22 protein-coding genes are annotated in these 25,450 nt (G+C 74.6%); 5 read left to right on the top strand and 17 right to left on the bottom strand.

Annotated elements, in window-relative coordinates; all coding sequences use genetic code 11:
- Positions 1–4 precede the first annotated feature (4 nt).
- The 4 genes from ABD352_RS06610 to ABD352_RS06595 form a co-directional block, all read right to left on the bottom strand.
- Positions 5–4,648 (bottom strand): hypothetical protein, encoded by a 4,644-nt coding sequence (locus tag ABD352_RS06610; protein ID WP_344611314.1) that lies wholly within the window; start codon positions 4,646–4,648, stop codon positions 5–7.
- Positions 4,645–6,765, bottom strand: a complete 2,121-nt coding sequence (locus ABD352_RS06605) for a CHAT domain-containing protein (protein ID WP_344611313.1) — start codon at positions 6,763–6,765, stop codon at positions 4,645–4,647. The genes ABD352_RS06610 and ABD352_RS06605 overlap by 4 nt, the downstream gene beginning before the upstream one ends.
- Positions 6,762–8,159 (bottom strand): hypothetical protein, encoded by a 1,398-nt coding sequence (locus tag ABD352_RS06600; RefSeq protein WP_344611312.1) that lies wholly within the window; start codon positions 8,157–8,159, stop codon positions 6,762–6,764. Before ABD352_RS06600 ends, ABD352_RS06605 begins: the two co-directional genes overlap by 4 nt.
- 123 nt (positions 8,160–8,282) lie before the next feature.
- Positions 8,283–8,957, bottom strand: a complete 675-nt coding sequence (locus ABD352_RS06595; RefSeq protein ID WP_344611311.1) for an MmyB family transcriptional regulator — start codon at positions 8,955–8,957, stop codon at positions 8,283–8,285.
- Between ABD352_RS06595 and ABD352_RS06590 the strand changes: the two genes are divergently transcribed.
- Positions 8,937–9,314, top strand: a complete 378-nt coding sequence (locus tag ABD352_RS06590; RefSeq protein WP_344611310.1) for an SRPBCC family protein — start codon at positions 8,937–8,939, stop codon at positions 9,312–9,314. The two genes, ABD352_RS06595 and ABD352_RS06590, sit on opposite strands and share 21 nt — an antisense overlap.
- Here the strand turns inward: ABD352_RS06590 and ABD352_RS06585 are convergent.
- Positions 9,224–10,582, bottom strand: a complete 1,359-nt coding sequence (locus ABD352_RS06585; protein ID WP_344611309.1) for an FAD-dependent monooxygenase — start codon at positions 10,580–10,582, stop codon at positions 9,224–9,226. The two genes, ABD352_RS06590 and ABD352_RS06585, sit on opposite strands and share 91 nt — an antisense overlap.
- Before the next feature lie 82 nt (positions 10,583–10,664).
- Between ABD352_RS06585 and ABD352_RS06580 the strand changes: the two genes are divergently transcribed.
- The 3 genes from ABD352_RS06580 to ABD352_RS06570 are packed head-to-tail and all read left to right on the top strand — an operon-like array spanning position 10,665 to position 12,425.
- Positions 10,665–11,309, top strand: a complete 645-nt coding sequence (locus ABD352_RS06580; protein ID WP_344611308.1) for a TetR/AcrR family transcriptional regulator C-terminal domain-containing protein — start codon at positions 10,665–10,667, stop codon at positions 11,307–11,309.
- 59 nt (positions 11,310–11,368) lie between these two features.
- On the top strand, positions 11,369–12,178 hold the full coding sequence (locus ABD352_RS06575; RefSeq protein ID WP_344611307.1) for an SAM-dependent methyltransferase: 810 nt from the start codon (positions 11,369–11,371) through the stop codon (positions 12,176–12,178).
- A 28-nt stretch (positions 12,179–12,206) separates the two neighbouring features.
- Entirely contained in the window at positions 12,207–12,425 is a 219-nt protein-coding gene (locus ABD352_RS06570; RefSeq protein ID WP_344611306.1) for a hypothetical protein, read from the top strand.
- Here ABD352_RS06570 and ABD352_RS06565 read toward each other — a convergent pair.
- The 7 genes from ABD352_RS06565 to ABD352_RS06535 all read right to left on the bottom strand — a co-directional run bounded on the left by ABD352_RS06565 (position 12,422) and on the right by ABD352_RS06535 (position 18,372).
- On the bottom strand, positions 12,422–12,568 hold the full coding sequence (locus ABD352_RS06565) for a hypothetical protein (RefSeq protein ID WP_344611305.1): 147 nt from the start codon (positions 12,566–12,568) through the stop codon (positions 12,422–12,424). The genes ABD352_RS06570 and ABD352_RS06565 overlap by 4 nt on opposite strands.
- A 129-nt stretch (positions 12,569–12,697) precedes the next feature.
- Positions 12,698–13,285: a hypothetical protein gene (locus ABD352_RS06560; RefSeq protein WP_344611304.1), complete on the bottom strand. Its 588-nt coding sequence runs from the start codon at positions 13,283–13,285 to the stop codon at positions 12,698–12,700.
- 226 nt (positions 13,286–13,511) lie between these two features.
- Complete coding sequence (locus ABD352_RS06555; RefSeq protein ID WP_344611303.1) at positions 13,512–13,769, bottom strand: SDR family NAD(P)-dependent oxidoreductase; 258 nt, start codon at positions 13,767–13,769, stop codon at positions 13,512–13,514.
- Between the two features lie 44 nt (positions 13,770–13,813).
- The gene (locus ABD352_RS06550) at positions 13,814–14,704 is read right to left on the bottom strand and encodes a Ppx/GppA phosphatase family protein (RefSeq protein WP_344611302.1); all 891 of its coding nucleotides are present in this window, start codon (positions 14,702–14,704) and stop codon (positions 13,814–13,816) included.
- Between the two features lie 81 nt (positions 14,705–14,785).
- Complete coding sequence (locus ABD352_RS06545) at positions 14,786–16,702, bottom strand: elongation factor G (protein ID WP_344611301.1); 1,917 nt, start codon at positions 16,700–16,702, stop codon at positions 14,786–14,788.
- Between the two features lie 129 nt (positions 16,703–16,831).
- Entirely contained in the window at positions 16,832–17,158 is a 327-nt protein-coding gene (locus tag ABD352_RS06540) for an alkaline phosphatase D family protein (RefSeq protein WP_344611300.1), read from the bottom strand.
- 68 nt (positions 17,159–17,226) lie between these two features.
- Complete coding sequence (locus ABD352_RS06535; RefSeq protein ID WP_344611299.1) at positions 17,227–18,372, bottom strand: hypothetical protein; 1,146 nt, start codon at positions 18,370–18,372, stop codon at positions 17,227–17,229.
- Between the two features lie 228 nt (positions 18,373–18,600).
- Here ABD352_RS06535 and ABD352_RS06530 point away from each other — a divergent pair, with 228 nt between their 5' ends.
- The gene (locus ABD352_RS06530; RefSeq protein WP_344611298.1) at positions 18,601–19,854 is read left to right on the top strand and encodes a glycoside hydrolase family protein; all 1,254 of its coding nucleotides are present in this window, start codon (positions 18,601–18,603) and stop codon (positions 19,852–19,854) included.
- A gap of 101 nt (positions 19,855–19,955) precedes the next feature.
- Here ABD352_RS06530 and ABD352_RS06525 read toward each other — a convergent pair whose 3' ends face one another.
- The 5 genes from ABD352_RS06525 to ABD352_RS06505 all read right to left on the bottom strand — a co-directional run bounded on the left by ABD352_RS06525 (position 19,956) and on the right by ABD352_RS06505 (position 25,226).
- Positions 19,956–20,099: a hypothetical protein gene (locus ABD352_RS06525; protein ID WP_344611297.1), complete on the bottom strand. Its 144-nt coding sequence runs from the start codon at positions 20,097–20,099 to the stop codon at positions 19,956–19,958.
- Between the two features lie 44 nt (positions 20,100–20,143).
- Positions 20,144–22,564: a SpoIIE family protein phosphatase gene (locus ABD352_RS06520; RefSeq protein ID WP_344611296.1), complete on the bottom strand. Its 2,421-nt coding sequence runs from the start codon at positions 22,562–22,564 to the stop codon at positions 20,144–20,146.
- A 143-nt stretch (positions 22,565–22,707) separates the two neighbouring features.
- Positions 22,708–23,853 carry an ROK family transcriptional regulator gene (locus tag ABD352_RS06515; RefSeq protein ID WP_344611295.1) on the bottom strand — a complete coding sequence of 382 codons (1,146 nt, stop codon included), beginning with the start codon at positions 23,851–23,853 and terminating at the stop codon, positions 22,708–22,710.
- Positions 23,854–23,991: 138 nt separating this feature from the next.
- Positions 23,992–24,255 (bottom strand): hypothetical protein, encoded by a 264-nt coding sequence (locus tag ABD352_RS06510; protein WP_344611294.1) that lies wholly within the window; start codon positions 24,253–24,255, stop codon positions 23,992–23,994.
- 77 nt (positions 24,256–24,332) lie between these two features.
- Positions 24,333–25,226, bottom strand: coding sequence for a GNAT family N-acetyltransferase (locus tag ABD352_RS06505; RefSeq protein ID WP_344611293.1), 894 nt, complete (start codon positions 25,224–25,226; stop codon positions 24,333–24,335).
- Positions 25,227–25,450 lie beyond the last annotated feature (224 nt).

Here is a 25,450-nt window from a genome sequence, read left to right as displayed (position 1 = left end):
TCCTTCACCGTCGCATGACGAGCTGAACATCGACCACCGGCCGTTCCCCCCACGGCGTCCTTTCCGGCTCGAACTCGGCCACCGTCGCCTTGAGATCCCGCAGCAGCTCCAACAGCTCGTCGCGCCGGAAGCCATCGTCCCAGCGCGCTGCGGCGGCCTCGACCAGCCGAACGGCTCGCGCCGCGGCCTCGTCGGGCAGCGGCGGGACGAGGAACACCGCGCTCGCTCCGGCCTCGACGGCGGCGCGGGCGAGGGTCAGGTAATCGGCGCCGTCGGCGCCGAAGCACCGCGCGGGGCCGTCGATCGGCGGGGCGTGCAACACCAACACCTGGCCTCGGCTGGCGATCCGGTCGAGGCGCAGCGCCGAGCGCCAGAGCTCCGCCTCGGCCGGGGTCTCGTCGTGAACTACGAAGAGCAGCTCGATCCAGGTCTTCAGCGGTGCCCCGACCATGTGGCGGACGAGTGGGGAAAGCGGCGGGACACCCGTCCCAGGCGGCGCGAGATAGAGCGGCCCGAGATACGCAATGCCCTTGCAGTCGCGCGGCGCGGCCATGGCGATGGGCACGATGCGGTGCCAGAGGACGTTTGCCAGGGCCGCCGACTCGGCTCGCTGGCCCATGGCCTGCTCCCACCGTTCGGTCCACCGGTCCGTGGTCCTGTCGATGGAGAGGCTCATCCTGATCGGGCGCCGACGGGCGCGCCGGAACGCCCGGTCGAGACTCGGGAACGGCGGTTCCATGTCGAGCGTCACCGGGTTGACCCGATGGCGCAGCCACGGCCTGAGGCGGGAGCGGCGTGGCACGATCGAGCGCCTGCGGACGGACGTGGTGCAGGTCGTCGAGAGCCGTCGGCCCGAGACGGAAACGTGCAACCCGATGCTATTCACCGGCAGTGCCCGACGAGCCAGGAGCAGCAGTAGCGCGAGGGCGAGCAGAACGGCCGTGCCAGCGAGGCTCACGGCTGGGAACCGCAGCGCGAACACGGCCGTGGCGGGCACGAGGATGACGTTCAGGAGCGCCAGCGCGGACCGCCTCCCTCCGGTCACCTCCAGCCGGTTCGTGGCGACCGGCCGGGGCAGCCAGCCTGGCATGGCCCGCCGCCGGCTCCGCCAGCCTTCGCCCATCGCTACCGGCGTGATACCGAGCCGCGTTTCGAGCTGCCGTGCCAGGCGGGTGGCCCGCACGCGCGGCCGGGCGGCGCCGACCAGGGCCGCGACGGAACGCCCGGCCGCCAGCCGGGCGAGCACCGCGGCCTTCCACGCCTGCTCGGGTGAGCGGTCGCACATCTGCGCGGCCGCGTCCACCAGCACCTCGGACGCAAGCTTCGGTGCGCGGATGGCCAACACTTCGCCGGCACCAACGAGGGCCGGATCGACAAGCCGCCGCGGCAGCCCGGGCGGTGCTTGGCTCGTCGCCATCCGGCGTGCGATGTGGTAGCGCTCGTACTCCTCCAACGCGTGCGGCAAGAGCAGCGCGGCGGCGACAGCTGAGCGCCGCGGCGGGGAGCCGGACAGCCCTGGCCTGATCAGCTCGTAGTCCGCGACCGTCGCCGCGGCACTGCCTGCGAACAGCTCGTCTTCGTCGCGCATCTCGCTGCGGGCCGCCCGGTCCTTCGTGCAGGTCCGCCACCAGCCGTAGAAACTCCCGGCCGCTTCGACGCTCGGCGGTACCAGGTCCTGTATCAGGGCCAGGGTCAACCACGCTTCGGCGCGTACGTGCGGTGTGCCGAACCGGGCGAGGTCCTCAATATTGGGCAGGTGGGCGATCGTACGATCGGTCCGGCAGCGACGCAGGAGGGCCAGCTGACACTGCTCGACATGGTCCGGGTCGTCGCCGGCCACCGCGACGGCCGACAAGTGCTGCTCGAGCAGGGTGACGCCCGCGGGCGTGCCCAGACGGTCAGCGACGGCCACCACGAGGGGCGGCACCTGTTGATGCAGCCAGTGTCTCGGCCGGCGACCGAGGACGTATCCGAACGTCGCGGCCTGGGTGAGCTTCTCGTCCGGCTCGGCGTCCGCGTCGAGGGCACACAGGGCGGACATCAGCCGCTCCGCGTCCACCGCGTGCGGGCGGGTGGCCGCCTCGGCCCACCAGCGGTCGAGCCCGGCCCGGGCCGGTCGAACCGAGGGCTCGGCGATCGAGGCGAGCAGTACCGCGAGGCGGCAGCGGTCCAACAGGTGCTCCGGGACCACCCAGTCGGCGTACGGGACCCGGTCGGACGGACGCAGCCGCTCCGCCGCCGCAGCGGCCTCGCACGCCTCGGCTCCGGCCAACTGGTCACGCTGCAGGCTGAGCACCGCACGGCACAGGCCAAGCGCGACCGCCGCCACCGGGTCGATGCGCTCTTGCAGGGCAACATGCCACAACAGGGGCCCGGCGTCGGCCCCTCGGTCGATGAGCCGCTCGATCGCGGCGACCACAGCGGCGATCGGGGCGGCCGCCAAAGCATCGGCGGACGGGAGCGGCACACCGACCTCGCCGACGCGGCCGAGCGCAGCCCGGGCCGCAAGCCGGGCCCGATGCGCCGGGTCGGGATGGCGCTCGGCGTGACTGGCCACGTCGGCCCAGATCGGGGACGTGTCGGTAGTGAGGCCCGCGTGCAGCCGGGAGGCGGCCTGGGTGGCGAGGATCGCGGCGAGGATGCTTGGACCGTCCGGGCGCAGTTGCGCTTCCACGCCGGCCGCGCGGGCGCTGACCTGGCCGGCCCAGGCCCACTCGCGCTGGGCGACGACACGCTCCTCGAGGTCGGTCCAGAAGGCTCCGACCTCAGCCACCGGCAGCAGGTGCAGCGCGGCCTCGACGGTCTCGGCCGGGATGTGGCCGAGGTCGCCACGGCGCACGACTGCGGCGGCGTCCCGGCCGAGGGCGTCCCGATCAACCGGTTCGCGGGCGGCTAGCACCACCCGCAGCCGCCCGCACCAATTCGGGTCGATCTCGATGAGATCCGGCATGCCGGTCGGGCCGACGGCTATCGTGCTGACCCACTCCTGCGCGGCGAGGTCGCGAAAGGCCTCGCTGACGTCGATGCCGAGCCGGTCCAGCGACGGGGCGACGAGGGCCACGTCAAAGCGTCCGAACGCGGCGGCGACGGGGAGTGCGCGCCGCGCGGGGCTCTCGCCGAGCCTGCCGAGTATGCGCAGTTCGATGAGCGGATCGCCGGGCACGCCAGCGAGCGCGCCGACATCCAGGTCGGCATCGTCGCGCACCCATTCGCAGTACCCGTGAAGGTCGAACGGGTTGTAGTCGTTGTCGCCGCCGCGCCGGGCCACCGTCTCGAGCACGGCCTCCGCGTGCCGCTCCTGTGGTGTGCCGGCCAGCCGGCCCTGCACATAACTGCGCGCCTCGGTCGCGTCGAAGCCGTGCATGGTCAGCACTCGCACGTAAGGCCGCTCACGCAGCCGCGGCTCGGCCGCCCGCCGCAGCGGATCCGCGGACGGCACCAGAAGCCGGCGGCCCAGCAGCAGCACCCGGACACCCTGGAACCGGTCGTGGATCTGCTCGAGCAGCTCGAAGGTCCGGTCGATGGCGGGCGCCGAGGCCCCGGCGGTGTACAGCTTCGCCAGCTCTTCGCATGTGTCGAGGACGAGCAGCGGCGGCGCGGGCAGCTCACGCAGGAAGTCCACGAACCGGTCGATGACCTGGCGCTCGAACTCGACCACGTTGTGCTCGAGCAGTTCAGTGCGGTGCAACTCCTCGTGCAGCGCGTCGGCGGCGGTGACGAGCTGGAAGTGCGCTTGGCTCGCGGCCCGAGTCTCCCGATGGCCGAGCAGGTCGAAGGCGAGGGCGAGCAGCAGGTCGGCGGGCCGATCCTTCGGGTAACGGGGCGGGAGATGGTCGAAGTCGACCCGGGCCACCGGCCGCGTGCCGCCTGACTCCTCCAGGAATCGCCGAGAGGTGAGGTACCGCACGAGCATGGTCTTGCCGACGCCGGCCGCGCCGCGCAGGTGCAGCGCCCAGTGCCGGCCGTCGAAGCTCAGAAGGTGCTGGACAGCTGCTTCAGCCTCCCGCCGATTCATGTAGTGCTGCATGTAGAGGGCGTCGCGTTCGCTGCGGTGGGCTCGGTCGATACGCCACTGGACGCGTTTCGCGACGTCCGCGAGCGGGACGCCGAGGATGTCGCCGAGCACGCTGACCGCGGCGACCAGCGTCACCGCCTCAGGCAGCCGCTGGCCGTCAACGAGCTCGTCGACGGTGCGGATCAGGCGCAGGCCGGTGCGGTCGCCGAGGAAGTCCTCGACGACCGTCAGCCATGGGCGCAACCGGTAGGCGTCAATCGTCTCCTCGTCGAGGCGCTGCACAGCGCGGGCCAGGTCGTCGAGGTCGCCCCGCAGGTCGGTCCTACGCACAGTACGCAGATACAGGCCGACCTCGGCCCGTTCACTCGTGCGCAGCCAGAAGGACCGGCCGCGGCGGCCGCCGGCCTCCACTGTGGTGCGTGTGTCGATGAGTCCGGCCTCGGCCAGCGCTTCGATGTTGAGCGTCCCGCCGGCGTCGAGGCTGAGCAGCTCGGCGAGGCCGCCGGTCCACTCGGGCAGCAGCGCGAGGCGGGCCAGTACCGCCGAATCGACCATGGCCAGGCGGTCCTTGCGGGCCCGCTCGACCGCCTCGGTGACCAGCCGGTCGAAATCCAGTTCGGCGGGAAAGATCATGCGTACCGCTCCGCGAAGTCGGCGTAGACCTTGTCGTCGTCGACCTGCTCAAGCAGGCCGAGGTCGCTGAGGGCGCCGGCGAGAAGGTACAGATCGCCGTTGACCGCCTTCGGCTGACCGCTCAGCCGCAGCAGCGTCTTGGCCAGCATTGCGTGGTCGGTGCTGGTCGGTGCTACGTAGGCCGGGTGCTCACCCCAGGGACGCATGAGCACCCACTGGAAGCCCAGCGCCGCCTCGGCGCTGCCCAGGGCACGCAGCTCTTCGTAGAGGTACCCCGGCTGGTTCTTCCGGGGGCTGATGAACTGCCGGACCGCCTCCCCGTCGCCGGCTGACAGTGAAGCGGTGGCGATAACCGGAATCGGCAGCCTGGCCGTGCCCAGGCCGCTGGGGCGGACCAGGCCGAGCAGCTGGCGCACCACGCCCTCCCACCGGTGCAGCTCGTCGAGGAGCAGAACCGGGGTGGTGTGCGCGCCGAACGGCGGCCCGGCGTCAGCCGCGGCGAGGGCCAGCGCGTAGAGGTCGGAGCGCAGGCGGCTGCGGGTCCTGTCCGGCACTACCGCCGACGGGTCGCGCTGCGACAGCTCGTAGCTGGCGGTGTAGTAGGCCTCGATCTCGTCCTCGGCGGCCGGCATCGGCCAGTCGGTGGTGCCGCGCAGGCCGAGCAGGCGTGACGCCGGCAGCCGCACTTCAGTCTGCTCTGCGAACTGGGCCATCTTGGTCGTGATTTGGCAGATGACCTGCAGCAGGGTGGTCGGCGCCATCTGGCTGAACGGGCCGAGCAAGATGGGCAAGTGGCCGCGGCGCAGCAGCCGGTGGCCGATCTCGCGCAGCAGCCGCGTCCCGCCGAGCGAGGCGATCGGCCCGTCCCGCCCGACGATGACGAGCCCTGTGCCGGGCCGGCGCTCGGGTGGGAACGCCGCGTCGATCTGGCTGAGGAACGCGTTGCGCCCGATGAATACCGGCTGCATGAGCAGCTCCAGCTCGCGTGCGATGTCGCCGAGGCGGTGAGCCTGCTCCGGGTCGATGAGACGGGCGCCCGGCTCGACGTTGCGGGCCAGGAACAGCGCTGGCATCGCCCAGTCGAGCCGGTGCAGCGAGGACATCTCGCCGATCAGTGCCGCCCGCCGGCCCCGGGCAGCCGCCGCGACCAGCGGCTCGCCCTCCCGCAGCGCCTCGAGCATCTTGTTCGTGTACAGCCGGCAGGCGGTCTCGGCGATGTCGCCGGTCATCGCCACTACGACCGGGATGCCGCCGCCAACGAGCTGAGCCGCGAGCGGCAACGCGCCTGTCCTGGGGTTGATCGAGCCGGAGCGGCAGGCGCTGAGGATGACCGCGGCGGGCCGCCCGCCGTCAGTCAGCGCCGCGAGCAGCTGCGCTCCGTCCACGTCGCCGCCGCCGGGCCGCCCCGAGCCGAGGCTCACCACGCCGCTCTCCCCACCGGCAGCGCCGTGCGCGATGAGGTGCACCAGGTCCGGCCGGAACTCGCGGCAGGCGTCGGCCAGGTGCTGCGCGGTGACGTGCAGGTCGACCCGGGGCGAGCACATGCCGGTGGTCTCCAGCGCGCGAACCAGGCCGACGAACATGGCTCCTGGGCGGATGATTGCGTCGGTGAGCGGCGCTCCGCAGGCCAGCAGCATCCGGGCGGGCCGTTGCAGCTCGTACGGGCGCTCGGCAACGTCGGTAGGGACCAGCCGAGTGACGGCGACGAGCAGGCGGGGATGCCCGGCCAGCGGGTGGTTGCCGTCGTACATCGCCTCCCACAACATCGAGTGCAACGCAGTCTCGCTGGCCGGCCACTGCAGCGCGAGCTCGACGCCGCGAGCCTCGACCACGTCGGGCCGCATCTGGATGGCCGGCCACGCGGGGGCGAGCAGGGCCTCGTACAGCAGGCACCCGTATTCGCGGACATCGGCGGCGTCGGTGGTGTTGTCGTCGATCCGCTCCAGCATCGACGCGACCTTCGCCGGGTCGGCGCCCGCCGGGGCCGGGAGGCGGCGTCCGCCGGGCAGCTCCAGCGCCGGCATCCGGTGCTCCAGCGGCGGTGTGGCGCAGCCGACGCTGACGATCCAGTCGGGCCCGTCCGGGCGCACGTCGATCACGATCCGCGGGAGGATCATCGGGCCTCCTTCAACGCGCGCACGATCAGGCCGGCGGCATCCGCCGGGTGCATCCCGACCGCCCCGCCGGGGGCCAGCGTTCCCGGCGGGCCGGCCTTCGCCATGGCCGCGACGAGCCGTTCGTGCAGGCCGTCGGAGGCACCGGCGCGGTACGCCCGCACCCCGGCCAGCACCGTCAGCCGGGCCGCCTCGGCGCCGCCGATCGGGTGCAGGTGCGGATCGGGGCCGCGCAGCTCGACAGTCCAGTCCGCCACCCGGCCGCGGGGGGCGAACCACCCGGCGCGGTTGTCGAACAGATCGGCCAGCCGGCGGCCGCCCACCGGCAGGTCCAGCAGGGCCTCGGCGGCCGGCGCGGCCAGCGTCAGGTGCGCCGCGACGTCGTCCTCGGCGATCCCCGGCAAGGCCGCGTAGCGCAACCACTGGCGGACGTCTTCGGCGCCCGGCGGCCAGGTCCCCGTGCCCAGGCGGCGCACGGTCTCGCCGGCGACGGCCAGCCGGATCGCCGGAGGCGGGTACGCGCCCCCGTCAGGGGTGGCGAAGAACGCGGTCGGCGCGGTGTACTCCAGCTCGTGCGTCGCCCACGCTCCGGCCTCGGCGACGGCGACCGCCGCGAACGCGTCGGCGAACAACTCGGCCGCCCATGTCGGCCAGAGCGCGCCGCGGGCCGGATCGTGATGCCCGAGTGCGTCGGCGAGCGCGTCCGCGGCCCGGTCCTCGAGGCTTTCGTCCCCGTCCCGGCCGAGGTCGCCGGCGACGTGGTGGCCGACCTCATGCGCGGCCAGCGCCAGCCACCAGCCCTGCCCGGTGACCGTCTCCGGCAGCGAGATGACCGGGATCGGCAGGGTCCGCACGAGGTCACCCACCAGATCCGGCGCGTCCCTGCGCAGGGGCCGGGGTACGGCGTCGCGGACCGTGGCGCACGCGCCCCACTGCGGTGCCACGAACGTCAGCGGCCCGGTCGGGCACGGCACGCCGGCCCGCCGGAACGGCTCCACCCAGCAGGAGCGGACCAGTTCGTCGGCGGCGCCGAGGACCGAGGTGAGGCGGTCATTGCACCGCTGGTCGTACTTCTCCGCGTACCAGGCGAAGAGCCGGTGGACGACGGCGAGGCCCTGCTCGACCGCGCGGCACCGGTCGTAGACGGTCCCGGGCCGGTCGTCGTCGGGCTCGCCGATTTCGGCCCGCAGCCGCTCGGTCGCGCCCGCCAAGGCCGGTTCCAGGAAATCGAAGTGCACGCCGAACCGGTCGAAGCGGCGGTCCTGACGCCGCGTTGCGAACCACGCGTCCATGAGCCGCACGAGCCGGCCGGCGGCGGCATTGGCCTCGTCTGCGCGGCGACCGGTCCGGCCGGCCCAGTCGGTGCCCGCAGCCGCGACCGCCGCGATCTCGCCCATACGTCCCCTCGCCGCCGTCATGATGCGGTGAGGGTCGCAGAACGTCGGCCGGTATGCCCTGGACGGATCGGCCGCCTTCGTTGCCGTCCGTGCAGATCGCGTGACCGAACGGCGGAGTTCGCGTCAGGAGACGCTGCGAAGGGTGCCGGTGTGGGCGGCCAGGATGGTGCGCAGCTTCTCGGCGTCGGGCTCGGTGGCCGGGGTGACGGTGAAGAGGTACTGGTCGGAGCCGTCCCGCGTGCCCAGGGCGTCGTAACAGACGGTCAGCTCGCCCGCGGCCGGGTGCCAGAGGCGCTTGCGGCCGTGGCTTCGCTCGTGGACGGTCTGGTCGTGCCACCAGGTGGCGAACTCGGGGCTGTCGCGGCGCAGCTCGTCGATGAGCTCGCGCAGGCGCGGGTCGGCGGGGTGGCGGGCCAGGTTGGCGCGCAGGTTGCCGACCGTCTCGCGGGCGATGCGGGTCCAGTCGAGCTGGGTGCGGCGGGCGTCGCCGGCGAGGAAGAGCATGGCCTCGCGCCCGACCGCCGCCGCGCCCCGCAGGGTGCGGCGGCCCTCGGGCGTGTCGGCGTCGAGGCGCACGTCCGGGTCGAGCAGCGCGACGAGCGCGGCCAGGTCGCCGTCGCGGGCGGCGGCCAGGAACGCGGCCATGGCCCGTCGCTGCCGGGCGAGGTCGGGGTCGGGGACCGGCGCCTCGCGGGCCCGGCGGCGGCCCCGGCTGGCCAGCTGGCGGGTCGCGGCCACCGAGCGGTCCAGCAGCGGCGCGATGTCTGGCAGGCCGACGTGCGCCGGGTCGAGGTGCACGGCGGCGGGCGGTTCACCACGGTGCGCCGCGTCGCCGGGGTGGATCAGGGCATGCTGCAGGAGGTCACCGAGGATTCCCCGCCGCACCGGTGGGCGGCCCGGGCGGTCGCCGGGGCGGTGCGGCCCGCCGCCACCGTGACCGTGGAGCCGCTCGACGGCGGGGCGCGGTCGCGGGTCACGTTCCGGCTGGACTTCGAGGGGCGCGGCGCGGGCGACCTGCTGGTGCCGCTGGTGCGGCGGATGGCCGCCCGGGCCGCGCCGCGCAGCTACGCCCGGCTCAAGGCGCTGCTGGAGGCGGGGCCGAACCAGGACGCCAGCGCCTCGCGCAACCCTTCGCCGCCGGACCAGGCGACGTAGCCATCGGGGCGGATCAGCCGCTCGCGGCCGCCGGCGGGCGCCAGGTCGACGCGGTCGGACCAGGGCTCGGCGGTGGCGAGGCTTTCCGCGGTACCGAAGAGCATCGGTCCGGCGGTTGCCAGCGCGACGTCGGCCGCCCGCTCGCCCTGGTCCAGGCCGACGATCATCTCGGCCAGGCGGCGGTTGGCGTCCTCGACGCTCAGCAGCCCGGACATCGTGGCGCGCAGGGCGTCGACCTGGGCGCCCGGCCGGGACAGCGCGGTCTGCGCCCGGGTGTTGTCCAGCACCCGGGCCGCGACCGGGCGCCGTTCGGCCTCGTAGGTGTCCAGCAGCGCGTCGCCGGCCAGGCCGCGCGCCACGAGGCCGAGCTTCCAGCCCAGGTTCGCGGCGTCCTGCAGGCCGGTGTTGAGGCCCTGGCCGCCGGCCGGCCAGTGGATGTGCGCGGCGTCGCCGGCCAGCAGCACCCGGCCGGCGCGGTAGGCGGCGGCGAGGCGGGCCGCGTCGTTGTAGCGCGACACCCAGCGCGGGCTGTGCATGCCGAAGTCGCGCCCGCTGATCGCGACGAACGCCTCCCGGAAGCCGGCGAAGTCGAGGACCGCGTCGCGGGGCGCGACCCGGTCGTACTGGTTGACCATCAGCCGGTGGGAGCCGGGCTGCAGCGGCAGCACGGTGAAGTCGCCGAGCGGGGTGCGCCGCTGGAAGATCGGGCCAGCCGGCGGGTCGGCCAGCTCGACGTCGGCCAGCATCGAGCTCAGCGTCGCGTCGGTGCCCTCAAACGCGATGCCGGCCAGGCGGCGGATGGTGCTGCGGCCGCCGTCGCAGCCCACGACGTACTGCGCCCGGATCACCTCGCCGCCGGCCGTGGTGACCTCGGCGTGCGAGGCCGTCTGGGTGAGGCCGGTGACCGGGGACGACCAGCGCACCCGGGCGCCGAGCTCGGCGGCCCGCTCCTCCAGCAGCTCCTCGACGCGGGCCTGCACGAGACCCAACACGAAGGTGTACCGCGTGCCGAGCCCCGACAGCTCCAGCCAGATGCCGGCGAAGTGGGCCGCCGGCACCCGGCGGCCGCGGGCCAGGAACCGCTCGGCGATCCCGCGGTGCTCGAGGATCTCCAGGCTGCGCGCGTGCAGGCCACCCGCCCGCGACTCGCCGCTGCGGCCCGCCGCCGCGTCCAGGACCACCACGTCGAGCCCGGCCAGCCGCAACTCGCACGCCAGCATCAGGCCGGTCGGGCCGCCGCCGGCGACGACCACCTGGGTCTGCTCCATGTCCGTCCCCCATCTCTCTAACGTTGTTAGAGGCGCTCTAACGGCGTTCAGGATGGCTCTAACCCTGTTAGAGTGTCAAGCCGTGGCCATCACACCCGACGCGATCGCCCGGACCGGGCTCGAACTGCTCGCCGAGACCGGGCTCGACGGGCTCACCATGCGGCTGGTCGCCGACCGGCTCGGGGTGCGCGCGCCGACGCTGTACTGGCACGTCAAGAACAAGCAGCACCTGCTCGACGCCATGGCCGGGGTGATGTTCGCCGAGGCGATGGACGGCCTCGAGGCGCCGCAACGCCGCGTGAGCTGGTCCGACTGGCTGGCCGGGCGGGCCCGCACCCTTCGGAAGGTCCTGCTGCGCTACCGCGACGGCGCCCGCGTCTTCGCCGGCACGAACCTGACCGGCCCGGACCTGCCGCGGGCCATGGAGCTGACCCTGCGCACCCTGCTCGACGCCGGATTCGCGCTGCCCGACGCCGCCCGGGGCTTCGCCGCCATGCTGCACTACACCGTCGGCTACACGATCGAGGAGCAGGCGCGGCTCGGCGCCGGGTACGACGACGGCAACCCGTACCGCCCGGAGCGCCTGGCCGAGACCTTCGACGCCGCGAAGTACCCCCTGTCGGCCCTGGCCGCGTCGCAGATCCTGCTGCCGGCCGACCCGGACGCCGACTTCGAGCACGGCCTGGGCTTCGTACTCACCGGCCTCGCCGCACGGCTGCCCGGGTAGCGCGGACTATCATCCAGGCCGGCACGAACGACGGCCGGCCGACACGGACGGAGACTGCGGTGGCGGGAACCTCGGACTGGACCGATCGGGTGGACACGAGCGTGGCCCACCCGGCCCGGCGCTACGACTACTGGCTCGGCGGCAAGGACAACTTCGCCGCCGACCGCGAGTCCGGCGACGCCATCGCCGCGGCGTTCCCGGCGATCCGCACCGCCGTGGTGGAGAACCGGGCGTTCCTGCGCCGGGCGGTGCGGGTGCTCGCCCAGGAGCACGGGATCCGGCAGTACCTCGACATCGGCACCGGCATCCCCACCAGCCCGAACCTGCACGAGGTGGCCCAGCGCACCGACGCCGGCGCGCGGGTGGTGTACGTCGACAACGACCCGATCGTGCTGGCCCACGCCCGGGCGCTGCTGACCAGCGCGCCGGAAGGTGCCACCGCCTACGTCGACGCCGACCTGCGCGACCCCGACGCGATCCTGGCCGACCCGGCGCTGCGCGCGACGCTGGACCTGTCCCGGCCCGTGGCCCTGATGCTGGTGGCCGTCGTGCACTTCCTGCCCGACTCCGACCGGCCGTACGACATCGTGGGGAAGCTGCTGGGCACCCTTGCCCCCGGCAGCTTCCTGGTCATGTCGCACGCCACCACCGACGGCCTCGCCCCCGAGCTGGCCGCCCAGATCCAGGCCGGCCGGCACGGCCCGGGCAAGCTGCGCGACCGGGCCGAGTTCGCCCGCTTCCTCGACGGCCTCGACGTGCTGGAGCCCGGCATCGTCTCGGTCGCCGAGTGGCGGGCCGCCGGGGAGCCCGAGCCCCGCCCGGCCTTCGACGAGGTCGCCGTCTGGGGCGCGGTCGCGCGCAAGGGGTGAGACGCCGCCGGGTGGGTAAGGCCAGAGTATGAGTGAAGAGAACGCCACCATGGGCACGACCGGCACGCCCGGCGGCGACGGCGCCTCCGTCATCGACGAGGAGGACCGCCCCAACGGTTCGGCGCGCGGCGTGTACACCCCGTACGGCCTCGGCGGCGAGGTCGACGACCCGGCCATGCCGTTCGACAAGAAGGTCGACTCCGAGGGCAAGCTCCACCTGCCCCGCAACGCGGTCCAGCGCGGCTAGCCCAGCAAGCCGGCCGAGAGTTCCCACAGCCGCGCGGCGCGGTCCGGGTCGACGGCGTAGGCCGCGACGCCCCGGCGCACGCCCGGCCGGTGCAGTGCGGCCTCCTTGCCCGGCTCGAACGTCGCGGCGATGCACGCTTTCATGATCGGGTCCACCGGGACTATCGGATGCGGCTCCGGTTAGCCGATCGGAGCCGCATCCGTTTTCCTGGTGAGGTGCCGCACGGCTTTCCTGGTGAGGTGCCGCACGGCGCGGCACCGCCCGGACCCGGCTCAGCGGGGCAGGATCGCCTCCCGGAGCCGGCCGGCGACGCCGCGCACGACCGAACGGGGCCGCTGCTGCTCGCCGGCGAACGCCGAGACGGCGATGAGCGCGCCGGTCAGCGCCGGCACGGCCCACTGCGCCACCCGCTGGCGGCGCTGCGCCGCGCGCACCGGCGCCGGCGTGGTGGCGGCGGGCTCGGTCACGCCGACCGTCGGCAGGTCCTGCCCCCGATCCTGCTCCCGCTCCAGCTGGTGGCCGACGCGGCGGCTGTACGCGGTCGCCGCGAGCGCCGCCGCGGTGAGGGACGCCTTCGCCGCGCTCATCGCCGCCACCCCGCGCTGGCCGGTCAGGCGAGACTTGTTGTCGGCCAGCAGCCCGGCGGCGCCGACCAGGTGGGTGCCGATCGCCGCGAGGTTGACCGGCGCCCAGCGGTCCCAGCCGGCGGACGAGATCTGCAGCCGCTCACGTTGCTCCGGCGCCTTGGCCGCGGCGCCGTTCAGCCCGATCGCGCCCATCAGCGAGCCGCCGAACCAGGCGGCGAGGCCCGCGTCGTGCATCGAACGAAGTGCGGTGTTGCGCTCCGTCACCATCGTCATCGTGGATTCCTTCCCCCGCAGGTGTCCATGGTGCGCGTCAGCTACCCGTCCGGCCGCGACAAAAGCCGCCCGCCCGTGGCGAAAGCCGCCAGGCCGCGCACCGGGCCGCCGATCCCACCCTGCGTAGCATCGGGGTGAAAGGCGCCGCGGGCCACGGCCAGCTGGACCGCGATGCTGCCGGTCCGCCGGGCCGCAGGAGCTGGCGGAGCGCCGGCTGGCCCGTCCCTCAGTCGAGGCGGCCGAGCTCCTGCACCGTGCGGGCCACGGCCGCCTCGGCCTGCTCGCGGTCGGTCACGTCGGTGGCCACGACCAGCGCGCGGCCGCCCGCGGACGCGATGCGCCCGGCCAAGTCGTCGAGGCGGCCGGTGCGGCGGGCGGCCAGCGCCACGGCGGCGCCCCGCTCGGCCAGGGCCAGCGCGGCCGCCTCGCCGATGCCGCTGGAGGCGCCGGTCACCAGCGCCACGGTTCCGTCCCGAGTTCCCATGCGGGCCAAAACGTACCGCGCGCCGCGGCCGGGAACCGGTGCGTTCAGCCGCGCAGCTCGTGGTACCGCCGCAGCAGCAGGCCCTCCCGCAGCGCCCACGGGCAGACCTCCAGCGCGGGCAGGTCGAGCTCCTCCATGACGGTCAACGCGATCACGGCGCCGGCCAGGAGCTGGCGGGCGCGGGCGGCCGCGACGCCGGGGAGGGCGGCCCGCTCGACCGGGGTCATCGCGGCCAGGCGGGGCAGCCAGCGGCGCAGCTGCCGGCGCGAGAGCACGGTGTCCTCGCCGGTGACCCGGGCCAGCTGCTTGAACGTCTTGGAGGTGCCGAACACGCGGTGCGGGCCGCCGAGCCGCCCGGCGAGCGGGGTCACGGCGGTGCGCACGTGCCGGCGGAGCCGGTCGACGGCGGCGCGGGGTGCGGGGTGCTCCGGGAGGTAGCGCCGGGTGAGGAAACCCGCGCCGAGGGGCAGCGACACCGCCAGGTCCGGCCGATCGCCGGCGCCGGCCGCGAGCTCCATCGACATGCCGCCGATGTCGAGCAGCAGCAGCGATTCGGGGCGCGGCAGCCAGCGGCGCACGGCCAGATAGGTGAGCCGGGCCTCGTCCTCGCCGCTGAACGAGTGCAGCTCGACGCCGGTCGCCTCGCGCACCCGGCGGCGGATCTCGGCGTTGTTGGTGGCGTCGCGGATCGTCGCGGTCGCCAGGGGAATGAGATCGGCGGCCGGGCGGCGGCGGTAGGCCTCGACGGTCCGCGTCACCGCCGCCACGACGCGCTCCACGCCGTCGGGGCTCAGCGCGCCGTCGGGCGTCACCGACTCGGCCAGGTGGGTGGGCGCCTTGAGGCGGAAGACCGGCGCCGGCGGGCGCCGGTGGTGGGCATCGACGATCTGCAGGTGCGCGGAGTTCGAACCGACGTCCAGCACGGCGAGCAGCACGGGCAACCTCCCTCAAACCCTCAACCATAGCCGACGGAAGCGAGCGGTTACCCGTGCTGTCGGGTTCGAAACAGGTGTGGTCTATCGCACGACGGCCCCCGAGGGCACCGGCGCGTAGCCGGCCGGGCTGGTCGTGAACGTGCCCCGGCCCTGGGTCCGGCTGCGCAGCCGCGTCGCGTAGCCGAACAGCTCGGCCAGCGGCACGACCGCGGTGACGACGACCGTGCCGGACCGGGCGGTGGAGCCGGTGACCCGGCCGCGGCGCGCCGCGAGGTCGCCGAGGACGCCGCCGACCATGTCGTCGGGGACGGTCACGGTCGCCTCCACCACGGGCTCCAGCAGTACCATCTCGGACTCCTTGAACGCCTGCTGGAGCGCCTCCCGGCCGGCGAGCCGGAAGGCCAGCTCGGAGCTGTCCTTCTCGTGCATCCTGCCGTCGGTGAGCGTCACCCGCACGCCGGTGACCGGGTGGCCGCCGATCGGCCCGGCCGCGAGGGCGTCGCGGCAGCCGGCCTCGACCGCCCGGACGAACTCCTTGGCCACGTGCCCACCGACCACAGTGGACTCGAACACCAGCTCCTCACCGTCCACAGGGGACACGTCGATCTGGACGTGGGCGAAGAGGCCCTGACCGCCGTTCTGGTGGACCAGGCGGAAGAGCAGCCCGCTGACGCCGCGCACGATGGTCTCGCGGTAGGCGACCTGCGGGCGGCCGACGGCGATGGCCAGGCCGTTGCCGGTCTGGCGCATCTTCTCCACCGCCACCTCCAGGTGCAGCTCGCCCATGCCGCTGAGCACCGTCTGGCCGGTCTCGGCGTCGCTGTGCACGACCAGCGACGGGTCCTCCTCGACCAGCCGGGCCAGGGCCGTGGCCAGCTTGCCGGCGTCGGCCCGGTTGCGCGCCTCCACCGCCACGGAGACGACGGGCGTCGCCGTGGACGGCGGCTCGAGCACCACCGGGTGCCGCGGGTCGCACAGCGTCTCGCCGACGCGGGCGTGCTTGAGCCCGACGATGGCGACGATGTCGCCCGCGACGGCCTCGGGCACGTCGGTGTGCCGGTCGGCCTGCACCTGCAGGATGCGCGAGACCCGTTCGGTCTCGCCCGCGCCGGGCTCGTACACCTCCGTGCCCTTGCGCAGCGTGCCCGAGTACATCCGCAGGAACGTCAGGCGCCCGGTCGCGGCCGCCTGCACCTTGAAGACCAGGGCGGCCAGCGGCGCGTCGGTGACCGGGGGCTTGTCCAGCGGCGAGGGCAGGTACGCCACCACCGCGTCGAGCAGCTCCTCGATGCCCTTGTTCCGGTACGCCGACCCGCCGAGCACGACGACGGCGGCGCCGCTGAGCGTCAGCTCCCGCAGCGCCTTGCGCAGCGATGCCGGTGTGAGCGTGCCGGTCTCAACGTATTCCTCCAATGCCCCGCTGTGCAGCTCGGCCACTTGCTCGACGAGGGACGCGCCGGGATCGGCCGTCAGATCGGCCATGCCCGCGAAGCCGGACTCGGCGCCGATCGGGGCCTGGATCGCGATCGGCGTCACGCCGAGCCGGTCGCGGATCGAGGCCACGGCGGCGGCGAAGTCCGCGCCCGCCCGGTCGAGCTTGTTGACGAAGGCGATCCGCGGTACGCCGTAGCGGTCCGCCTGCCGCCAGACCGACTCGCTCTGCGGCTCGACGCCGGCGACGCCGTCGAAGACGGCGACCGCGCCGTCGAGCACGCGCAGCGACCGCTCGACCTCGTCGGCGAAGTCGACGTGGCCGGGCGTGTCGATCAGGTTGACCCGGTGCCCGTCCCATTCGACGCTGACCGCGGCGGCGAAGATGGTGATGCCGCGGTCGCGCTCCTGGGCGTCGAAGTCGGTGACGGTGGTGCCGTCGTGGACCTCGCCCTGCTTGTAGGTGGCTCCGGTGGCGAACAGGATCCGCTCGGTGGTCGTGGTCTTGCCCGCGTCCACGTGGGCGAGAATGCCGATGTTGCGGACGCGGTCGAGTTCCTTGCGCACTGTTGCCCCTTCGGGCTCGTCACTTGGACAGGACAGCGCGATTCGCCCCGCGGGGCCGTTGCTAGCCCAGCGCGGGACGCCCCAGTGCCGCCGCGCGAGCGGGCACCGGGAGGAACGAAGACACGCGGATCACCTCGTGCTGCGAGCGGGGAACGACGACAGCGGTGCGGTACTGCACGGCCGGCTCCCTCCACTCGAGTTGGTGTCTACGCCAACCCTAGCGTCGCCGCGCAACCCGTTATTCCATGCGTCCGGGCGCCTCGGCGAAGAACTTGACGCGGTTCGCCTTCGTCGTGACCCGCACGTTGGTGAAGCCGGCCCGCTCCAGGCGCCGCGGCAGCGTGGCTCGTGGTCGTCGGGAATGACGTACACGGGGTGGCGGGCGTGCAGTGCCAGCAGCGCGTCGCGGGCCTTGTACTGCCCGTACCGGCGCCGGTAGTCGTCCAGCGAGACCACCGCCCGGCCGGGGATGCGGCCCGGGCGGCCGAACTCGTAGGTTTCCTCACTGCCCGGAGGCCTTGCGGTCAGCCGAGATCGAGGGCGGCCAGGGTGGCCCGGGCGGCGCCCGTCACGGCGTCCTGGGCGGCGTCGGGTTCCGTCTCCCCGCCATACGCGATGACCAGCACGACGTTGGCGCGCCGGGCCACGACCGCGACCACCGCCCGGTCGATGAGCGTGGTCGTGCCCTGCGGGTTGCCGGCCAGCCAGGCCGCGTCGCCGATGCCGTCGACCTTGTGCGCCGCCCCGCCGAGCGCGCCGGCCAGCTCCCGGGCCCGGCCGGCGGCGTCGGCGGTACTGCTGCCGAAGACGGTGTGCTCGGCCCGGGCGGTCACGGTGAGCGTGCCCTGCGGCACCGTATAGGTGCACGCCTGATAGCGCGGGCCGGCCTCGGTGCGCTCGTGCCCGGTGACGCCGAGCAGCGCGCCGAAGTCGCCGGCGAAGACCGCGCAGGCGTCCGGTGCCCGGCCGGCCACCGCCGCGCCCGGCCACCACGGCTGGTTCCACGGCGCGGCCGTGCCGGCGGCCAGCGGCACGGCGAAGACCAGGACGGCCAGGGTGGCCGCCAGCCGCAGCCGGGGGCCGGGCCGCCGGGCCCGGTACGCGCGCAGCGCCCCCGCCGGGTCCTCGTCCAGCGACGGCGCGTCCGGCCCGCGGTCGGCCAGCTCGACCGTCCCGCCGCTCAGCGCCGCCACCGCCGCCCGCACCCGGTCGGCCGGCACCGACGGCGGCACCGGCACCATGAGGGGCCGGAAGCGGCGGGTCCAGCGGGTGCCGGCGGGGTCCCAGTCGTCGGCGTGCGGGCCGCGCGGATCCGGCGAGAGGCCCAGCCACCGCCCGCCGCCGCCGAGCCAGGCGAGCGGGATCTCCTCCCACGGCAGCGTCACCAGCCGGCGCCGCCAGGGCCGCGTCCGCAGGTGCACCCCGACCCGGTCCAGCCGCGGCGCGGGACCGCCGAGCTGCCCGGCCAGCGCGACCAGGCGCACGGCGAGCGGCACCGCGGCCGCGAGCGCGGCGAGCACGAGGATCACGACCAGCCCGGTGCCGGTGGCGTCGAGCGCCAGCGCGTAGCCGGCCACCACCGCCGCGGCCAGGAGCGGCAGGAGCGCCCACAGGACCAGCCGCCCGCGGGCGGGGGACAACACCAGCTCATCGGCCACCGGGCTCGCCACGCCGTGGAGTGTAGGCGAGGCCGGCGGCCGCCGTGGGCCGCCCGTTTGCGAGCCCGGACGGCTTCCGCAGCTCAGCGCGGGTCTCAGCGGGCTCCCCTGCCCCGGCAATTGCTCCTGCGTCGCAGCCGGAGTAACCCCGCCGTGCCGCGGGCGCCGGGAGAGCGCTCTCTCAAGTTTCGCTTAGACCTGGGTTAAGTCGGTTCGAGCCGGTTGACGGGGTTGCGCGGCGTGCACGAGTTTGTGGGCATGTCGCGCAGGAAGACCCTCTTCGCCGCGCTGGCCGCGGCCGCCGTGGTGGCGGTCGGGCTCGTCGGCCTCAACAGTGCGCTCGCCGGCTCCGGCAGCGCGATCACCGGTTTCGGCGGCAAGTGCGTCGACGTCTCAGGATCCAACAGCGCCAACGGTACGGCGGTGCAGCTCTGGACCTGCAACGGCACCGCGGCCCAGCAGTGGAGCACCGGGGCGAACGACAGCCTCCGGGCGCTCGGCAAGTGCCTCGACGTCGCTGGCGGATCCACTGTGGACGGCGCGAAGGCGCAGCTGTACGACTGCAACGGCACCGGCGCCCAGCGCTGGACGGCCACCGGCGGGCAGCTGGTCAACGCCGGGTCGGGCAAGTGCCTGGACGCGAGCGGCAACAGCTCCGCCGACGGCACCCGGCTGCAGATCTGGGCCTGCCACGGCGGGGCGAACCAGCAGTGGGCCCTCCCCGCCGGGACGCCCACCGCGTCGGCGAGCCGGACGGCGGCGCCCTCCGCGACGAAGAAGGGCGTCAGTACCTGGGCCTTCACCGGCCTGTCGGACGCGGTGCGCAACGTGGGCGCCGGATGGTACTACAACTGGTCCAACAACAACGACAGCATGCCCGCGCCGGCCGAGTTCGTCCCGATGATCTGGGGCGCCGCCTCGGTGACCGACGCGTCCCTGGCCAAGGCGAAGAGCGAGGGCACGGTCCTGCTCGGCTTCAACGAGCCGGACCTGGCCGGCCAGGCCAACATGACCGTCGAGCAGGCGCTGTCGCTGTGGCCCAGGCTGGAGCAGACCGGCCTGCGGCTGGGCAGCCCCGCGGTCGCCTACGGCGGCGACACGGCCGGCGGCTGGCTCGACCGCTTCATGACCGGCGCGCGCCAGCAGGGCCGCAGGGTCGACTTCATCACCCTGCACTGGTACGGCTCCGACTTCAGCGACGCCGCGGTGAACCAGTTCCTGGGCTACGTCCAGCGGGTGCACGCCCGGTACAACCTGCCGATCTGGATCACCGAGTACGGCCTGATCAACTTCTCGGGGACGCCGAAGTACCCGAACACGGCCCAGATCACGTCGTTCATCACCCGCACGACGACCCAGATGCAGGCCACGTCGTACATCGAGCGCTACGCCTGGTTCTCCCTGCCGGCGGTCGGCGACTCGGTGGCCTACGGGCTGTACCGCGACGGCAGCACCCCGACCCCGGCCGGCGAGGCCTACCGCGCGGCGGGCTGATTCGTCCTGCTGAGGAGCCGGCCGGCCAGGTCGACCCCGGTGATCTCGCCGGGGCAGTCCGTGCCGACACGGCGCATCACGTCCCCCGGCCCGGCCGGTGGTCAGAGGCGGCCGCGGACCAGGTCGCGGACCTCGCGGTTGAGGCGCACCTCGGCGACGAGGGCGGAGGTGGCGATCCCGGCGAGGGACCCCAGCAGGTAGATGCAGGGCACGAGCACGAGCGCGGCGGCGACGGACCACATCATGGCCCCCATCATGACCGGTGCCGGTCGCGGAACGGTTGCCAGGCTCAGGCAGGACGGGGGAGCTCGAACCAGACCGCCTTGCCGCCGGCCGGGTTGGGGTCCACGCCCCAGGCCGAGGCGACCGAGGCGACGATGAGCAGGCCGCGGCCGTTCTCGGCCTCCGCGCCGGCCGGGCGGGGGCTGGGCAGGCGCTCGCTGCGGTCGGCGACCGACACGCGCAGGGCGTCCGGGAGCAGCTCCAGGCGCACGACCACGGCGCCGACGGTGTGCTGGATGGCGTTGGTGATGACCTCGTCGAGCAGCAGCAGGGCGTCGTCGGCCAGGACGTCCTCGCCCCAGGCGGCGAGCAGGTCGGCGGCGAAGCGGCGGGCCGCGGAGGCGCTCACCGCGTCGCCGCGGAAGCGGCGCTGGGCGCTGCGGCGGGCGCCGGCGGCCGGGGCGGGGCGGGCGTCGACGGCCAGGCAGACCAGCGCGACGTCGTCGGTGCGCGGGCGCGGGCCGACGCCGGCGGCCAGGACGTAGTCGAGCATGGCGCGGGGGTCGGTCGACGGGGCGGCGCGCACGGCGGCGCGCAGCTCGGCCAGGCCGTCGTCGAGGTGGTAGCGCCTGTCCTCGACCAGCCCGTCGGTGTACAGCAGCAGGTTGGCCCCGCCGGGCACGAGGAACGTGGTCTCGGGGTAGCCGACGTCGGGGCTGACGCCGAGCGGCGGGGCGGGGCGCAGGGTCAGGGTGCCGACCCGGGAGCCGGCCCGCAGGACCGGCGGCGGGTGGCCGGCCAGGACCGCGGTCGCGGTGCCCTCGGACAGGTGCAGCTCGAGGTAGCAGCAGGTGGCCACGGCGTCGGGCTGCAGGTCCAGCAGCAGGCGGTTGACCTGCTGCATGACCATGGACGGGCTGTGCCGCTCGGCCGCGTAGGCGCGCAGGGCGTTGCGGACCTGGCCCATGACGGCGGCGGCGGTGGCGCTGTGCCCGACGACGTCGCCGATGACGACCGCGACCACGTCGCCGCCGAGGGGGATGACGTCGTACCAGTCGCCGCCGACGTCGGCGCCGCGGGTCCACGGCAGGTAGCGGGCGGCGTGGCGCAGCCCGGGGACCTGGGGCAGCTCGGCCGGCAGGAGGGCCCGCTGCAGCTCGCCGGCGATGTTGAGCTGGGCCTCGAACAACAGCGCGCGCTGCATGGCCTGGGCGCACACGGCGGCGAAGGCGGCCAGGTTGGCCCGCTCCCCCTCGTCGAACTCGCGCGGGGTGCCGTAGCCGATGACGAGGGTGCCGAGCACGTCGCCGGCGGTGGCCAGGGGCAGGAACGCCCAGGCCTGGCGGCCGCCGCTGGGGATGGGCCGGCCGGGGCCGGCGGCCTGGGCGACGGCGAACTCGGCCAGCGTGCTCAGGTACCGGGCGCGGCCGGTGCGGGCCACCTGGGTCGCCGGGTACGGGTGGGTGAGCGGCAGCGTGCGCAGCCGCTCGACCACCTGCGGCTCGTAGCCGGCGTGGTAGGTGAGCTCCAGGTGCTCGCCCTGGCGCAGCAGCAGGGCCAGGCCCTGGCCGCCGGCCGAGGGGCGCAGCACGGCGCCGATGGCGGCGTACACGTCGGCGGCGGTGCTGGCCGCGACCAGGGCGGCGGTGACCGCCTGCAGGGCCGCGTTGCGTTCGGCCGCCCGGCGGGCCTGGGCCATGCTCCGCTCGATCCGCTCCTGCTGGGCGGCCTGGCCGCTGACGTCGCGGAACGACACCGCGACCGAGTCGGCGCCGGCCCGGGCCGCGCTGACCTCCCAGACCTGGTCGGTCTCGGGGTACTCCAGCCGCGAGCGCCACGGCGCCCCGCCGGTGACGACCTCGGTCCAGCGCTCGGCCAGCGCGAGCTCGGCCGGGCCCGTGGCCAGCTCGGCCCAGCTGCGGCCGATGGTCTCCTCGGCCGGGCGGCCGGTCAGCGCGGCGCCGACGGCGTTGACGTACTCGCAGACGAAGTCGCGCACCTCGCCGTCCGGGTCGCGCACGGCGCGCAGCAGCGTGAAGCCGTCGAACGCGGCGTCGAGCACCTCGTAGAGGCGGGTGCCGCCGGCCGACTGCGGGCCCAGGGTGACCGTGCGCAGGTCGACGAAGCGCACCGCGAAGCCGTCGCCGCTGGGGCCGATCCACAGCTCGAAGTGGCCCGACAGGCTCGGCCGGTCGTAGTAGACGGTCCGGGTCACCGGCTCGCGGGTCTCGACCACCTTGCGGTACAGCGGCATGGTCGCGTCGTTGACGGTGTCCGGCCACAGCCGCCGGTAGTGGCCGCCGACCAGCTCGGCGCGGTCCCGCCCCAGGTAGCGGCGGCCGGTCTCGTTGATGTACAGCAGCTCGAAGTCCTCGATCTCGCCGGTCCCCGCCGCGCGCACGGCCCGGGCGAAGGCCCAGCCCTGCTGGTCGGCGTCGAGCACGGCGAGGACGTCCGCTGAGGGCAGAACGTCCGGACCGTCGACCATGCGGCCATCATTGCATCCTGTCCCGGCCGGCGCCCCGAGCCGGCAGCGCGAGGATCCGGGGTGTTCGAGGACCGGGCGCCGCGACGGTACCGGTGGCAGCACGCATCAAGGCAAAGGTCCGAGCTCATCTGCGGTATCACCGGTCAGCGGACGGGCTCGGGATAGCCGTCCAGCAGCGGCGTCTGACGGAACAGCGCGGCGATGGCGCCGAGGGCGCCGTCGCCGTCGCCGAGGCGGGCGGCCCGGATGGCCGGGCGCGGGCCGCCGGCGGGACACAGCTCGCCGGCGACGGTCTCCTCGACGCGCCGCACGAACGCGGGCGCGCTGCGCGGCAGGCGTCCGCCGATCACGATCTGCGCGGGGTTGAGCACGAGCGCGGCCACGGCGACGACCCGCCCGACGGCGGCGGTCGCCGCGTCGAGCACCTCGGCGGCGACCGGCGCGCCGCGGCCGAGCGCGGCCTCCAGCTCCTGCACCGTGGCGAGCGCCAGGCCGCGGCGGGCGCAGCTGCGCAGTACCGCCGGGATCGACGCCACCGTCTCCAGGCACCCCCGCTTGCCGCAGCGGCACGGGTCCCCGCCCGGCTGCGCGGTCACGTGCCCGAACTCGCCGGCCGCCCCGCCCGCCCCGGCGACGAGCCGCCCGCCGACGACGAGGCCGCCGCCGATGCCGTCGGAGAGCCGCACGTACATCACGTCGTGCACGTCGGGCCCGTCGGTGATGGCCTCGGCCAGTCCGGCGAAGCGGGTGTTGTTGTCGACGATGACCGGCGCGCCGAACCGCTCCCCGAACATGCCGGCGAGGTCCGGCGCGGCGGGCCACGGCCCGGCCACCCCGACCCCGACGCCCTGCAGTGCCCGGAAGCTGACCCCGGTGCGGGCGGCGACCCGGTCGATGAGGGCGAAGGCGACCTCGACCCGCTGCCCGCGGTCGAGGTCGGGACCGTACTTGGCGTGCCCGGCAGCGATGATGTCGTGCGCGGCGTCGGCGACGGCGATGCGCACCCGGGTGTGGCCGATGTCGACGCCGAGGAACTGCCCCGACGACGGGTCGAGGGTGAGCAGCTCGGCGGGGCGCCCGCTGCCGGCCCGGCGGTGGTGGTCGGTGTCGACCACAACCACGGCGCCGCGGGAGAGCAGGTCGCCGGTGATCTCGGACAGCGTGGTGCGGGACAGCCCGGCCGCGGTGGCGATCTGCCCGCGGCTCAGGGCGCCGTGCTCACGCAGCACGCGCAGGACGCGCGCCTCGTGCGTGCGCCTGACCAGCGCCTGGACTCCCTGAACGGACACACCGACACGGTAGGCACCGGTCCATTTCTCAATCAACAGTCCGGCAGAAATATTCTCTACCAATGTGATGGGCGAAACAGGAATTTGGCCCGGCTCCTCTCGGCGCCTCGACCCCTGGTCCGCCACGGGCCGGCCGGCTCACCGGGCGAGATCCGCCTCGAGCAGGGCGGCGTGCACGGCGATCCCCACCGTGGCACCGTGGCCGCGCCCGGACGCGAGGAACCCGCCGCCGGTGGCCTCGATGCGCTCGACCCGGTCGGTGACGACGCGGATGTCGTACGGCGCCAGCATCGCCCGGCCCGCGGCCAGCAGCTCGGCCGGGGCGGGGGCCGGCTGGCCGAGGAAGTTGTGCACGTGACGGGCCGGGGCGTTGCGCGGGCGGCCGTCGTCGACCAGGACCACCCGGCGGCGGGCCCGGCCCAGGGTCAGGGCCGCCTACAGCCCGGCCACGCTGCCCCCGGCCACCAGGACGTCGGCGGTCATCGCGCGATGAGCAGGTTGGCGACGTCGACCACGGGCCGGTACCCGAGCGCGATGTAGATCTTGTTCGAGACGGGGTTGTCCTGGTCGGTGTAGAGGCAGATCCGCAGGCCCGCCGCCTGCAGGCGGTGCGACAGGTGCGCCACGGCGTTGCCGGCCCAGCCGTTGCCCCGCTCGGCGGGCGGCGTGTACACCGGGCCGAGGCGCACCGTGCCGAAGGCGGGCGGGGTGGCCCCGAGCATGTGCACCGGGCGGTCCCGGTCGTCGACCCAGAGGTACACGTGCCCGGCCTCGATGCGGCGGAGCATGTCGTCCCGGCTCGGCAGCTCGTGCGCGGAGGACCCGCGCGGGCGCCCGGCCTGCTCGTCGGCGTCGCCGCCGAACGCCGCGTACCACTCGACCGTCACGTCGAGGTCGTCCCGCCCGGCATGGCGCAGCCGGCCGGGCGCCGGGGCCGGCCAGGCCAGCTCGCCGAGCTCGAACAGCCGCGTGTGCCGGGACACCTCGACCCGCCCGCCGCCGAGGCGGGCCAGCTCCTGCGCGCACAGGACGGTGGCCGGCAGCGCCCCGTTGACGCCGAGCGTCTCCTCGCCCCGCGCGTGCAGGGCGCGGGCCAGGGCGACCGCGGCCTCGTCGGGCATCGGCAGCAGGTACGGCGGGCGCGGCTCGAACGGCGCGGTGCGCATCCCGGCCCCGACCACGGCGTCGCCCTCGTCGCGCACCACCAGCCACCAGTCCCCGGGCGGCGGCGCGACGCCGGCCTCCCGCGCGGCCACCGCCCGGCGGGCGAAGGAGGCGACGACCGAGCAGGCGACCGGGTCGGCGGCGAGCAGCTCGGCGGTGACGTCCAGGAACTGCGCCGCGTCGGCGACGAACTCCAGCTGCGGGCTCATGCACGCCAATCTATCCGGGCCGACCGAGCCCCGCGGCCCGTCCGAGCGCCGCCGGAGGGCCGGTTGAGGCGGAACGTCCGAAATGCCGAGGCCGGGGAGCTGGCATATCGGATGTTCCGCCTGGCGGGGTATAAGTCCGATAAGTCGCGGCGCACCGGCGCCCGACTTATCGCCGCCAGCAACAAACGGCAGCGCCCGGCTTATCGGACCAAGCAACAAACGGC

The sequence above is a fragment of the Dactylosporangium salmoneum genome (genome assembly GCF_039532525.1).
GTDB lineage: Bacteria > Actinomycetota > Actinomycetes > Mycobacteriales > Micromonosporaceae > Dactylosporangium > Dactylosporangium salmoneum.
The sequence above is the reverse complement of the archived record's forward strand: the minus strand, read 5'-3'. Positions and strand labels throughout refer to the sequence as shown.

Coding starts and splice junctions, on each gene's coding strand:
- ABD352_RS06610 (WP_344611314.1), bottom strand. CDS start 4,648: ATGATCTTTCCCGCCGAACTGGATTTCGACCGGCTGGTCACCGAGGCG.
- ABD352_RS06605 (WP_344611313.1), bottom strand. CDS start 6,765: ATGATCCTCCCGCGGATCGTGATCGACGTGCGCCCGGACGGGCCCGAC.
- ABD352_RS06600 (WP_344611312.1), bottom strand. CDS start 8,159: ATGGGCGAGATCGCGGCGGTCGCGGCTGCGGGCACCGACTGGGCCGGC.
- ABD352_RS06585 (WP_344611309.1), bottom strand. CDS start 10,582: ATGGAGCAGACCCAGGTGGTCGTCGCCGGCGGCGGCCCGACCGGCCTG.
- ABD352_RS06570 (WP_344611306.1), top strand. CDS start 12,207: ATGAGTGAAGAGAACGCCACCATGGGCACGACCGGCACGCCCGGCGGC.
- ABD352_RS06565 (WP_344611305.1), bottom strand. CDS start 12,568: ATGAAAGCGTGCATCGCCGCGACGTTCGAGCCGGGCAAGGAGGCCGCA.
- ABD352_RS06560 (WP_344611304.1), bottom strand. CDS start 13,285: ATGACGATGGTGACGGAGCGCAACACCGCACTTCGTTCGATGCACGAC.
- ABD352_RS06555 (WP_344611303.1), bottom strand. CDS start 13,769: ATGGGAACTCGGGACGGAACCGTGGCGCTGGTGACCGGCGCCTCCAGC.
- ABD352_RS06525 (WP_344611297.1), bottom strand. CDS start 20,099: ATGATGTGGTCCGTCGCCGCCGCGCTCGTGCTCGTGCCCTGCATCTAC.
- ABD352_RS06520 (WP_344611296.1), bottom strand. CDS start 22,564: ATGGTCGACGGTCCGGACGTTCTGCCCTCAGCGGACGTCCTCGCCGTG.
- ABD352_RS06505 (WP_344611293.1), bottom strand. CDS start 25,226: ATGAGCCCGCAGCTGGAGTTCGTCGCCGACGCGGCGCAGTTCCTGGAC.